The organism is Stenotrophomonas sp. CCNWLW57, from assembly GCF_037203925.1.
Taxonomy (GTDB): Bacteria; Pseudomonadota; Gammaproteobacteria; order Xanthomonadales; family Xanthomonadaceae; genus Stenotrophomonas; species Stenotrophomonas rhizophila_A.
Genome location: NZ_JBBCBJ010000005.1, coordinates 416162 through 428227 on the forward strand (window position 1 = coordinate 416162; position 12066 = coordinate 428227).

The window sequence follows — 12066 nt, forward strand, 5'->3', positions numbered from 1 at the left end:
CGCCGCGATGAGCCCCGCCGTGGGTAGCCGCAAGCTGTCGCTGCTGGAGCTGACCGCGCTGGTGGTCGGCTCGATGATCGGTTCGGGCATTTTCGCGTTGCCCGCCGCCTTCGCCGCCAACACCGGGGTGAACGGCGCGCTGCTCGCCTGGGCGATCGCCGGCACCGGCATGCTGATGCTGGCCTTCGTGTTCCAGTCGCTGTCGCGGCTGAAGCCGGAGCTGGACACCGGCATCTATGCGTATGCAAAAGCAGGGTTCGGCGACTACGCCGGCCTGCTTTCGGCGGTGGGCTACTGGCTGGGCTGCTGCCTGGCCGACGTGGCCTGCCTGATCCTGATCAAGGCCACCCTGGGCCAGTTCTTCCCGGTGTTCGGCGACGGCACCACGGTGGTGGCGATCCTGTCCGCCTCGCTGCTGCTGTGGGGCTTCCACTTCCTGATCCTGCGCGGCATCAAGGAAGCGGCGCTGATCAACACCATTGCCACGGTGGCCAAGCTGGTGCCGCTGGCGGTGTTCATCGTGTTCCTGGTGCTGGGCTTCCGTGCCGACGTGTTCGCGCTGAACCTGTGGGGGGGCGAGCCGCCGGGCGCCGGCACGCTGTGGCAGCAGACCCGCGGCACGCTGCTGCTGACCGTGTTCGTGTTCGTGGGCATCGAAGGCGCCAGCGTGTACTCACGCCATGCGCGCCGCCGCGAGGATGTGGGCATTGCCACCGTGGCCGGTTTCCTGGGCGTGCTCTGCCTGCTGGTGATGGTCACCATCCTGTCCTATGGCATCCTGCTGCGCCCCGACCTCGCCGCACTGCGTACCCCGTCCATGGCCGGGGTGATGGAAGCCATCGCCGGGCGCTGGGGTGCGTTGTTCATCAGCATCGGGTTGTTGATCTCGGTGCTGGGCAATTATCTGTCCTGGTCGCTGCTGGCGGCCGAAGTGCTGCACTCGGCCGCGCTCAACGATGCGATGCCGCGCGCGCTTGCCCGCGAGAACCGTGCGGGGGTGCCGGACGCCGCGCTGTGGCTCACCAACGGCGTGATCCAGACCTTCCTGCTGGTCAGCTGGTTCGCCGACTATGCCTTTACCCTGGCGCTGAAGATGACCAGCGCGATGACACTGGTGCCGTACCTGCTGGTTGCCGCTTACCAGCTGAAGCTGTCGTTGGGCGGCGAGGGCGGCGTGGATGCGCCTGCCCACGCACGGATGCGTTGGATTGCCGGCATCGCCACGGTCTACGCCGCGTCGATGCTGCTGGCCGGCGGCAGCCGCTACCTGCTGCTGTCCAGCCTGTTGTACGTGCCCGGGTCGCTGCTGTTCTGGGCCTGGCAGCGCCACCGCGGCATCGCCTTCCGGCCGCTGGAAATGGGGGTGCTGTTGCTGCTGTGCGCGATGGCGGTCGCGGCGATCGTCGGCCTGGCCAGCGGCTGGCTGCGCCTGTGACCGGGCCACCGGCCAGGCCGTCCCGCAACCTGCTGGCGCGCCTGAGCGCGCCGTATCGCGGCCCGCTGTGCCGTACCGGGCAGGTGCTGGGCGCGCTGTTGTTCATTGCCTCGCTCACCCCCAGCCTGGTGCCGCGCGGTTACGTGGCGCAGGGCCTGTTGTCGGGTATCTGCTTTGGCTTGGGCTATCTCATCGGCGTGGCGCTGGCAGCCCTGTGGCGGCGCCTGATGCTGCCCGAGCTGGGCCGTGGACGGTTGCAGAAGTTCCTGCGCTGGCTGCCGTGGGTGAGCCTGCTGGCCTGTACGCTCACCGTGTGGTGGGTGCGCCCCTGGCAGGATTCGGTGCGCGCGGTGATGGGCCTGCCGCCGATGGACGAAAGCTTCTCGCTGCGGCTGCTGGTGATCGCGCTGGCCGTGTTCGGTGTGCTGCTGGTGCTGGGCCGCGCGTTCGCCTGGGTGGCGCGCCGGGTGGGGGCGTTGTCGCGGCGGGTGATGCCGGCGCCGGTGGCGCGCCTGCTGGGCATCGTGGTGGCGGCGGTGCTGTTCTTCAACATTGCCAATGGCGTGCTGCTGCGCGGTGCGTTGCATGCGGCCGATGCTTCGTTCCGCAAGGCCGATGCGTTGATTCCGCCCGATGCCATCGCGCCGACCCGCCCGGGTGCGACGGGTGGGCCCGGCTCGCTGGTGGCCTGGGAACAGATGGGCCGGGCAGGGCGCGATTACGTGACTGCCGGCCCGGATGCGGCGGACATCGCCGCGTTCACCGGAAGACCCGCGCTGCAGCCGATCCGGGTCTATGCCGGGTTGCCGGCGGCCGCCGATGCCCGCGCCCGCGCGCGGCTGGCCCTGCGCGAGCTGCAGCGCCAGGGCGGTTTCGAGCGCGCCAACCTGGTGGTGATCACCCCCACCGGCACCGGCTGGGTCGACCCGGCAGCGGCGGACAGCCTGGAATACCTGCTGCATGGAAACGTGGCCAGCGTGGCGGTGCAGTATTCCTATCTTTCCAGCCCGCTGTCACTGCTGGTCGAGCCGGAGTACGGCGAGGAAACGTCGCGGCTGCTGTTCGCCGAGGTCTATGCGTACTGGCGTACCTTGCCGGTGGAAACCCGGCCGCGGTTGTTCGTGCATGGATTGAGCCTGGGTGCGATGAATTCCGAGCGTTCGGTGAACCTGTTCGACATGATCGACACGCCGATCGATGGCGCGTTGTGGAGTGGGCCGCCCTTCGCCACCCGCACCTGGCGGCAGACCACCAACCAACGCAACGCCGGCTCGCCCGAATGGCTGCCGGTGTTCCGTGACAGCCGCTCGGTGCGCTTCATGAACCAGGGCGGCAGCCCGGTACCGGCGGACGCGCCCTGGGGGCGGATGCGGGTGGTGTACCTGCAGTACGCCAGCGACCCGATTACCTTCTTCACCCCGTATGATGCGTGGCGGCAACCGGACTGGATGGCCGAACCGCGCGCACCGGACGTGTCACCGGCGGTGCGCTGGTACCCGCTGGTGAGCATGCTGCAGCTGGCGCTGGACATGCTGCTGGCCGACCGTACGCCGATGGGCTACGGCCACGTCTTCGCGCCCTCGCACTACATTGCCGGGTGGCAGGCGGTACTGGGCGCGCAGGGATGGAGCGCGGGCGACATCCGCCGGCTGCAGTTCCTGCTGGACCCGCGCCGTCGCCAGCAGATCGAACAGCGGCGCAGCGCCGCCGGCGGCTGAGCAGCGCTCAGGACTCGCGGGGCGGGTGCGGCATGCGGGTCTGTTGGGACAGGCGTTCGATGATTGCGAGGATGAGGGCCGACAGCAGCAGCATGCCGTGGATGACCGACATCCAGCGCAACACCTCCGGCTCGACCACCAGGCCTTCCTCCAGCTTCATGAAGATCCGCAGCAGCGCGATGGCCGAGATCGCGATGATCGATCCCATCAGCTTGGTCTTCATTGCGCCGAAGTCGACCGTGCCCATCCATGCCGGCCGGCGTTCCTGGCCGGAATCGATCCGGGTCACGAAGTTCTCGTAGCCGGCCAGGGTGACGATCAGCAGCAGGTTGGCCACCAGCGACATGTCGATCAGCGACAGCGCCAGCAATACCGCGTCAGCTGGACCAATATTGGCGATGTTCAGCACGTAATTGGCCAGCTGGCGCAGGAACACGAACAGCAGCAGCAACAGCGCCACCACCAGCCCGAAATAGAACGGCGCCATGATCCATCGCGCATCGAACAGACTGCGCGATACGTTGCGGCGAAACAGGCCGCGCAGGCGCTCCATCGGCATGGCACTCCGTCCTCAGTCGTCGAACCGATCAGACACGTCCGGACCGGTGTCTTCCACAAGGTCGGCCGGGCGGTCACCGTAGATCGTGTTGCGCATCTCGCGGCGCGCATCGCGGATCGCGTTGCCATCCAGCGGGCGTATCCGGATGATGCGGCAGGACTGCGGCATCGCCACGCTCGCGGTCCGCGGGATCACGCTGTCCCAGCGGGCGTTGACGGTGCCGAACGAATTGGTGATCTGCACCGTGTGGGCGATGGACAGCCCGGTGCAGCGGCCCCGCAGCTCCAGCAGGTGCCCGCGGCTGGGGCTGGTCCACACCGCGAGCGCCCGGTCACCCAGCGGCGTCCACTGCGTCTGGCGGACGAAGCGGGCCAGCGGGAACGACTGCACCGGTGGCCCGGCATGTTGCACGTAAAGATTGAAGCGTTCCTGGGTGGTCATCGTGGGCGTAGTGGCACACCCGCTGAGGGCGGCCACGGCGAGCAGTGTCATCAGCAGGTGGCGCATGACGGTTCCTTCGTTTCAGCGGGTGACGCGGGTAGTGGCGCCGTCGCTGGAGACCCGCACGCGGTCGCCCACGCGGTAGTCGTTGGGGTTGCCATCCTGGACCACGGCGACGGTTCGGCCGTTCTCCAGCTGCACGGTGATCTCCACGCCGTTGCGTGCACTGCGTGCAAGCGCATTGCCTGCGGCCCCGCCTGCTGCCGCACCTGCGATGGCGCCAATGGTGTTGGCACGGCTGCCACCACCGATGGAGCTGCCCGCCACGCCGCCGATGCCGGCGCCGACGATGGTGGCCACGCCACGTGAGTCATTCTGGATCTGCACCGCCCGGATGGACTGGACCGTGCCCATCTGCACGTCCTGGGCACGCCCGACCTCGGAGCGGTTGAACGTGCTGGGCGTGGTGTGGGTGGCGCAGGCGGTCATGAACAGGGCCGATGCCAACAGCGCCGTCGCGGCGCCTGCCTGGGAAAGTTTCATCGTGTGTCTCCATCAAATGAATGCGCGGGACTGCGAAGTGGCCAGCCGTCCTGGCCATGGAATGTGCTCCATGGAGCAGCGATTAACTACGCGACCGGTAACGGCGATGTGAAAGAAATCGCCGCGCCAACCAGTGCAACACATTCAGCATTTACAGGCCTTTTTGCTCACTATCCAGATTCCGACGCTCACGTGGGTTTTACCTTTTCGGGACTAGTTCTGCACGCAACGAGAGCACATCCCGTGGCCGCCGCGATGAAGGGCGGAGGCTTCGCTTTCCCTGTTTGTTTTCGCGAAATGGAGAGGCCCGCAATGTCCAGTGCAACTGTCTATGGCGTTCATTCCGAAGTTGGCGTCCTCAAGAAGGTGATGGTCTGTGCCCCTGGCATGGCGCACAGCCGGCTCACGCCCCGCAACAAGGACGACCTGCTGTTCGATGACGTGATCTGGGTAGACAACGCCAAGCGCGATCATTTCGATTTCATGTCCAAGATGCGCGCCCGTGGCGTGGACGTGGTGGAGATGCACGATCTGCTGACCGAGACGCTGGAGCTTGACGAGGCCCGCAACTGGATCCTGGACCACCAGATCAACGCCAACGAAGTGGGCGTGGAATTCATGGGCGAAGTGCGCGCCTACCTGCAATCGCTGCCGGCGCGGCAGCTGGCCGAAACCCTGATCGGCGGCCTGAGCGTGTTCGACCTGCCGGACGACTTCGCCGGCCCCACGCTGCAGGCCGCGCGCGCCCAGCCGGACATCGTCGGCTACCTGCTGCCGCCGCTGCCCAACACGCTGTACACCCGCGACACCACCTGCTGGATCTACCAGGGCGTGACTCTCAATCCGCTGTACTGGCCGGCGCGGCATGAAGAGACCATCCTGACCACCGCGATCTACAAGTTCCATCCGGATTTCACCAAGGCCAAGTTCCCGATCTGGTTCGGTGACCCCACGGTGGACCACGGCAACGCCACGCTGGAAGGCGGCGATGTGTTGATTCCGGGCAACGGCATCGTGCTGATCGGCATGAGCGAACGCACCTCGCGCACCGCCATTACCCAGCTGGCCCAGTCGCTGTTCAAGAATGGCGCGGCCAAGCGGGTGATCGTGGCGGTGATGCCCAAGCTGCGCTCGGCCATGCACCTGGATACGGTGTTCACCTTTGCCGACCGCGACGTGGTGACCGTGTTCCCGGGTATTGTCGATCAGATCCACACCGTCTCGCTGCATCCCAGCGACAAGGCGCCGGGCTTCGAGATCGTGTTCGAGAAGAAGCACTTCAACGACGTGGTGGCCGAAGCGCTGGGCTTCAAGCAGCTGCGCATCGTCGAATCCGGCGGCGACCGTTACGCGGCCGAGCGCTCGCAATGGGACAGCGGCAACAACCTGGTGGCGATGGCGCCGGGCGTGGTGGTGGCCTACGACCGCAGCACCCAGACCAACACCGACCTGCGCAAGCAGGGCATCGAAGTGATCAGCATCGTCGGGGCCGAGCTGGGGCGTGGCCGCGGTGGTGGCCACTGCATGACCTGTCCGTTGATCCGCGACGCGGTGAGTTTCTAGACGCTGCGCCGACATTTCCCGTCACGGCGGCCGGCCATGCGCCGCTGCCGTGCGAACCGCGGAGGCCGGAAGGATGCAATCCCCTGGATGGATGGCGCGTGCATGGCTGTTGGCGGCGGTTGCGCTGGCCGTCGGCTGTGGGCGGGGTGGTGGGCCTGACGGCGGCGAGCGACCGCCCACGCTGGTGGCCGTGGAAGTGGTCAAGGCACAGGCCGTGCCGAACCTGGTGGAACTGCCGGGGCGGGTCGAAGCCAGCCGCTCGGCCGAAGTGCGGGCGCGTGCCGATGGCATCGTCGAGCGCCAGCTGTATGTGGATGGCACCGAGGTCGAGGCCAACGCGCCGCTGTTCCAGATCGATCCGCGCGACCTGCAGGCACGCCTGCAGCAGGCGCGTGCGTCACTGGCCTCGGCCCGTGCCGCCAAGGCGCAGACGTCTTCGCTGCGTGCGCGGCTGTCCACGCTGGTACAGCGCAAGGCTGTGAGCGTGCAGGAATACGAATCGGCGCAGGCCTCGTTCCGCCAGGCCGATGCCGCGCTGATGGAAGCGCAGGCGGCGGTGGACCGCGCCACGCTGCAGCTGGACCACGCCACGGTACGCGCGCCGATCAAAGGGCGCACTGGTCGGGCCCAGGTCAGCGAAGGCGCGCTGGTAAGTGCGGCCGCAGCCACGCTGCTGACCCGGATCGACCAGGTCGACCCGGCATTCGTGATCTTCAATCCGTCCAACATCGCCATGAACGAGCTCGAGCGCGGGGTGGCCGACGGCCGCATCGACGTGGGCGACGACCACCGGGTGCAGGTGACTATCCTCCTTGACGGCAATGTCCGGCTGCCCGAAGCAGGCGTCGTCGACTTCAGCGAAACCGCGATCGACCCGGCCACCGGCAGCCGCACGCTGCGCGCACGCTTCGCCAACCCCGATGGCCGGCTGCTGCCGGGCCAGTTCGTGCGCGGCATCCTGGCCATCGGCAGCATCCGTAACGGCACCAGCCTGCCCGAGCGCGCCATCCAGGTGGGCGAAGACGAAGCCACGGTGATGCTGGTCAATGACGAGAACGTCGCCGTGCGTCGCGCGGTGACGCTGGCCGGGCAGGCCGGCGGACGCTGGGTGGTGCAGTCGGGCCTCACCCCCGGCGACAAGGTGATTGTCGACGGCTGGCACAAGATCCAGCCCGGCCAGCCCGTGGCGATCCAGCCCGGTGCAGACCCCAAGGCGAAGGCCAAAGCCCCATGAGTGGCTATTTCGTCTACCGGCCGGTGCTGGCGTGGGTGATCGCGCTGTTCGCCATCCTGTTCGGTGGCATCGCCCTGGTCAGCCTGCCGGTGGAGCAGTACCCCGACGTGGCGCCACCCTCGCTGAGCATTTCGGCCACCTTCGTCGGTGCCGACGCGCAGACGCTGGACCGTACCGTGACCTCGGTGATCGAGAACGAACTCAGCGGCGTGGACGATTTCCTGTTCATGACCTCCACCAGCCGCGCCAACGGCACGGCGCAGATCCGGGTGACCTTCCGCAGCGGTACCGACCTCGATATTGCCCGGTCGCAGGTGCAGGACCGCCTGGCCCGGGTCGAGCCGCGGCTGCCCGATGAAGTGCGGCAGATGGGCGTGCGCGTCACCCAGGCCAGCAACGGCTTCCTGATGCTGATCTCGCTGCAGTCGGACAAGGGCCGCTATTCGGCGCTGGAGCTGGGCGACTACGCCAACAGCAACATCGCCGACGAACTGCGCCGCGTGCACGGGGTGGGCGATGTCACCCTGTTCGGCTCCAGTTACGCGATGCGGATCTGGCTGGACCGCGAGAAGCTGGTCAGCTACGGCATCTCGCCTGGTGAGGTGATGGCTGCGGTGCGTGAGCAGAACGCGCAGACCGCCGGCGGCGGCCTCGGTCTGCAGCCGACCACGCCGTCCACCGAAACCACCGCGCAGATCGTCATGCGCGGGCGCTTCAGCACCCCCGAACAGTTCCGCCAGGTGATCATCCGCGCCACCCCGGGCGCTGCCACCGTGCGGCTGGGTGATGTGGCGCGGGTGGAACTGGGCAACGACAACTACGCCTTCAACCTGCGCTTGAACGGCCAGGAAACCGCCGGCCTGGCCGTCTCGCTGGCCACAGGCGCCAACGCGCTGTCCACCGCCACGGCGGTTCGCGAGCGCATGGAGGACCTGGAAGCCAGCTTCCCGGACGGCATGCAGTGGACCACCCCGTTCGACACCACGCCCTTCATCACCGAATCGGTCAACGGCGTGGCGGTGACCATGCTGCAGTCGCTGGTGCTGGTGTCCATCGTGGTGCTGCTGTTCCTGCAGAGCTGGCGCGCCGTGTTCCTGCCCACCATCGTGGTGCCGGTCTCGCTGCTGGGGGCGTGCCTTGGCCTGCTGGCGTTCGGGGTTTCGATCAACCTGCTGTCGCTGTTTGCGATGGTGGTGGCGATCGGCATCCTCAACGATGACGCCATCGTAATCGTCGAGAGCGTCGAGCGGATCATGCGCGAGGAGGATCTGCCACCCCGCGAAGCGACCGCCAAGGCCATGGGGCAGCTGTCCGGCGCGATCATCGCCACTACGCTGGTGCTGCTCGCGGTGTTCATCCCGATGGGCTTCTTCCCTGGTTCGGCCGGCGGCATCTACCGGCAGTTCGCGGTCACGCTCAGCGTATCGCTGGTGGTCTCCACGATTCTGTCCCTGACCCTGGCCCCGGCCATCTGCGGTGCAATGCTGCGCCCGGCCAAGGAACAGGTGGGGAAGGGCGGACCCGGCCGACGCTTGTTCAGCGCCATCAACACCGGGCTGGACAAGAGCAGCCGCAGTTACGCTGGCTGGGTGGGCAGCATGCTGGTGCGCCCGTGGCTATGGATCGGCGTGTTCGTGGTGGTCACGCTGATCACCGGCCTGCTGTATGCGCGCCTGCCGGGCGGCTTCCTGCCCACTGAAGACCAGGGCTACATTTTCGTGGCGTACAACGCCGCGCCCGGCGCGACCATGGAGCGCACCCGAGCCGCGGCCGAGCAGGCCGAGGCGATCCTGCGGCAGCAGCCGGAAGTGCGCAACGTGGCCACGGTGATCGGTTTCAGCTTCTTCGGCCAGGGCCAGGCGGTGGGCATGTCCTTCGTGGACCTGCACCCGTGGGCCGAACGCAGCGGCAGCGAGCGCAGCGCGATGTCGCTGGCCGCGCGCATGAGCGCCGCGTTCACCCGCATCCCGCAGGCGCAGGTGTTCGCGCTCAACCCACCGGCCATCCAGTCGTTGGGCAATGCGTCCGGCTTCAGCATGAAGATCGAGGATCGCAGCGGTGTCGGCGGTACCGGCCTGAGCGCGGCGGCCATGGGGATCGCGGCGCGGGCAGCGGCCAACGACCGGCTCAGTGGCGTACGCCCGGAAGGCATGCCGCGCGCCCCGCAGCTGTTCGTGGATATCGACCGCACCCAGGCGCGTGCGCTGGGCGTGCAGTTGTCGCAGGTCAACCAGGCGCTGGGCATCATGTTCGGCTCGGCCTACGTCAACGACTTCGTGCGCCAGGGCAACGTGCTGCGGGTCTTCATCCAGGGCGATGCCGAACAGCGCATGCGCGCCGAAGATGTGTCCGACCTGCGGGTGATCGGCAGCAACGGCCAGTCGGTGCCGTTCTCCGCGTTCGCGACCACGCGCTGGACGGTCGGCGAGCAGCAGGTGGAGCGCTACAACGGGTTCCTGTCGGCCACGGTATCGGGGCAGGGCGCGCCCGGCGTCTCCAGTGGCGCAGCGCTGGTGGAGATGGAGCGCATCGCCGACGAGGTGCTGCCGCCGGGCATGCGCCACGAGTGGACCGGCACCGCGCGTGAGGAGCGCGAAGCGTCGGGGCAGGTGGGTATGCTGCTTGGCCTGGCCTTCATCGTGGCCTTCCTGCTGCTGGCCGCGCTGTACGAAAGCTGGGTGACTCCGGTGATCGTGCTGCTGGTGGTGCCGCTGGGCATCCTCGGCGCGGTGGTGTTCACCGCCGCACGCGGCATGTCGGCCGACGTGTACTTCACCGTGGGCCTGGTCACCATCATCGGCCTGGCCGCCAAGAACGCGATCCTGATCGTGCAGTTCGGGCTGGACGAGGAAGCGCGGGGTGTGCCGGTGCGCGATGCGATCCTGCAGGCCGCGCAGCAGCGCCTGCGGCCGATCCTGATGACCAGCCTGACCTTCATCGTGGGCATGGTGCCGCTGGTGATCGCCACCGGCGCCGGCGCGGCCAGCCGGCAGGCGGTGGGTACCGGTGTGCTGGGCAGCATGCTCAGCGCCACCCTGTTCGGGATCTTCTTCACCCCGCTGTTCTACTTCCTGCTGCGCCGGAGTGCACGTCCGCGCACGGTCGATCCCGCCGCGCCGGTACCGAAAGAGGACGCCGATGCGTAGCGGTCTGTTCTGGCGTGCGGGGGCGGTGCTGGCACTCTGCCAGCTGGCCGGCTGCAACTTCGCGCCGGACTACGTGCGCCCGGAGGCGCCGGTTCCTGCGCGGTTCCCGGCGTCAACGACGGGCGGTGCCGCGGCACCGGCCATTCCCTGGCAGGACTTCTTCCACGACCCGGTACTGCGCGACCTGATCGGCAAGGCGCTGGTGTACAACCGCGATCTCGCCGGCGCGGCTGCGCGGATCGAACAGGCGCGCGCCCAGTTCCGCATCCAGCGCAGCCAGCGCCTGCCCGAGTTGGATGCCAGCGCGTCCGGCCAGCGCCTGCGCACACCGCTCAGCGCCGCCGATGGCGCGCCCCGGGTCACCGTGGACAGCTATGGGCTGCAGGTGGGCATCCCGTCGTTCGAGCTGGATTTCTGGGGCCGCGTAGCCAACCTCAACGAAGTGGCGCGCCGCCAGTACCTGGCCACCGAGGAAGCCCGGAACACGGCGGAACTGTCGCTGGTCGCCAACGTCGCGGCCAGCTACTACGCCGTACGCGCCAGCGAGGAAGGCATCGTGCTGGCCGAGCGTTCGCTGGCCAGCCGTAACGAAACCCTGGAACTGGCCCAGCTGCGCATGGACGCCGGACTGACGTCGTCCATTGATTTCAACCAGTCCTATGCGCTGGTGACCCAGACCGAACTGCAGCTGGCGCAACTGCGGCGCACCCAGGGCCAGGCGCTGCAGCTGCTGCAGTTCCTGGTGGGTGTTCCGCTGCCGACGGCACTGCCGCCCGGGCTGCCGCTGGATCCCGACGCGCAGCTCACCCGGCTCGACCCCGGGCTGCCGTCGGCGCTACTGGTAGCGCGCCCCGACGTGCGCCTGGCCGAGCACCAGCTGCGTGCCGCGAACGCCAACATCGGCGTGGCGCGGGCGCTGTACTTCCCCATCATCGCCTTGACCGGCGCGGGCGGCTACGCCTCCAACGAGCTGTCCGGGCTGGTGTCGGACAGCAACCGGGTGTGGTCGTTCGGCGCCGGCGCGGTGTTGCCGCTGCTCGACTGGGGTGCCCGACGTGCGCGCGTGGACGGAGCCAACGCCGTCCGCGACGAGCGGGAGACGGCCTACCAGTCCACCGTGCAGAACGCCTTCCGCGAAGTGGCCAGCGGGCTGGTGGCCGCCGAACAGAACGACCGGCAGATCCAGGCGCAGATCCGTGCGGTGGAAGTGCAGCAGGCGCTGGTGGTCACCGCGCACGACCGCTACGACGTCGGCCTGACCCCGTACCTGGAAGTGTTGGATGCCGAGCGCAACCATTTCGCCGCCGAACAGAACCTGCTGCAGCTGCGCGCAGCCGCGCTGCAGGACGCGGTGAACCTGTACGCCGCACTGGGCGGCGGCCAGGGCCAGCGGGAGATCCCCGTCGACTGATTCTTTTCATGTTCCC

At 68.1% G+C, this 12066-nt stretch carries 9 protein-coding genes; 6 read left to right on the forward strand and 3 right to left on the reverse strand.

All coding sequences use genetic code 11. The features are described from left to right. Positions 1–7: 7 nt before the first annotated feature. Positions 8–1435 (forward strand): basic amino acid/polyamine antiporter, encoded by a 1428-nt coding sequence (locus V9K91_RS14610; protein ID WP_095364287.1) that lies wholly within the window; start codon positions 8–10, stop codon positions 1433–1435. Next, a complete protein-coding gene (locus tag V9K91_RS14615; RefSeq protein WP_336443456.1) occupies positions 1432–3153 on the forward strand; it encodes an alpha/beta-hydrolase family protein in 1722 nt (573 codons plus the stop codon). Before V9K91_RS14610 ends, V9K91_RS14615 begins: the two co-directional genes overlap by 4 nt. A gap of 7 nt (positions 3154–3160) precedes the next feature. Here the strand turns inward: V9K91_RS14615 and V9K91_RS14620 are convergent, their stop codons facing one another. Genes V9K91_RS14620 through V9K91_RS14630 form a run of 3 tightly spaced genes read right to left on the reverse strand, consistent with a single transcriptional unit; the run spans position 3161 to position 4696 of the window. Further along, positions 3161–3712 (reverse strand): YqhA family protein, encoded by a 552-nt coding sequence (locus V9K91_RS14620; protein WP_217977578.1) that lies wholly within the window; start codon positions 3710–3712, stop codon positions 3161–3163. 12 nt (positions 3713–3724) lie between these two features. After that, entirely contained in the window at positions 3725–4219 is a 495-nt protein-coding gene (locus tag V9K91_RS14625; RefSeq protein WP_336443457.1) for a DUF6491 family protein, read from the reverse strand. A gap of 15 nt (positions 4220–4234) precedes the next feature. Beyond that, on the reverse strand, positions 4235–4696 hold the full coding sequence (locus tag V9K91_RS14630) for a glycine zipper 2TM domain-containing protein (protein WP_068851874.1): 462 nt from the start codon (positions 4694–4696) through the stop codon (positions 4235–4237). Positions 4697–5008: 312 nt separating this feature from the next. On the opposite strand from V9K91_RS14630, the gene arcA reads away from it, so the two are divergent. The 4 genes from arcA to V9K91_RS14650 all read left to right on the forward strand — a co-directional run bounded on the left by arcA (position 5009) and on the right by V9K91_RS14650 (position 12050). After that, complete coding sequence (gene arcA, locus V9K91_RS14635) at positions 5009–6259, forward strand: arginine deiminase (RefSeq protein ID WP_336443458.1); 1251 nt, start codon at positions 5009–5011, stop codon at positions 6257–6259. A gap of 73 nt (positions 6260–6332) precedes the next feature. Then, positions 6333–7493 carry an efflux RND transporter periplasmic adaptor subunit gene (locus V9K91_RS14640; RefSeq protein ID WP_336443459.1) on the forward strand — a complete coding sequence of 387 codons (1161 nt, stop codon included), beginning with the start codon at positions 6333–6335 and terminating at the stop codon, positions 7491–7493. Then, entirely contained in the window at positions 7490–10639 is a 3150-nt protein-coding gene (locus V9K91_RS14645) for a multidrug efflux RND transporter permease subunit (RefSeq protein ID WP_336443460.1), read from the forward strand. Before V9K91_RS14640 ends, V9K91_RS14645 begins: the two co-directional genes overlap by 4 nt. Then, complete coding sequence (locus V9K91_RS14650; protein WP_336443461.1) at positions 10632–12050, forward strand: efflux transporter outer membrane subunit; 1419 nt, start codon at positions 10632–10634, stop codon at positions 12048–12050. Before V9K91_RS14645 ends, V9K91_RS14650 begins: the two co-directional genes overlap by 8 nt. Positions 12051–12066 lie beyond the last annotated feature (16 nt).

Coding starts and splice junctions, on each gene's coding strand:
- arcA (WP_336443458.1), top strand. CDS start 5,009: ATGTCCAGTGCAACTGTCTATGGCGTTCATTCCGAAGTTGGCGTCCTC.
- V9K91_RS14650 (WP_336443461.1), top strand. CDS start 10,632: ATGCGTAGCGGTCTGTTCTGGCGTGCGGGGGCGGTGCTGGCACTCTGC.
- V9K91_RS14625 (WP_336443457.1), bottom strand. CDS start 4,219: ATGCGCCACCTGCTGATGACACTGCTCGCCGTGGCCGCCCTCAGCGGG.
- V9K91_RS14610 (WP_095364287.1), top strand. CDS start 8: ATGAGCCCCGCCGTGGGTAGCCGCAAGCTGTCGCTGCTGGAGCTGACC.
- V9K91_RS14640 (WP_336443459.1), top strand. CDS start 6,333: ATGCAATCCCCTGGATGGATGGCGCGTGCATGGCTGTTGGCGGCGGTT.
- V9K91_RS14620 (WP_217977578.1), bottom strand. CDS start 3,712: ATGCCGATGGAGCGCCTGCGCGGCCTGTTTCGCCGCAACGTATCGCGC.
- V9K91_RS14645 (WP_336443460.1), top strand. CDS start 7,490: ATGAGTGGCTATTTCGTCTACCGGCCGGTGCTGGCGTGGGTGATCGCG.
- V9K91_RS14630 (WP_068851874.1), bottom strand. CDS start 4,696: ATGAAACTTTCCCAGGCAGGCGCCGCGACGGCGCTGTTGGCATCGGCC.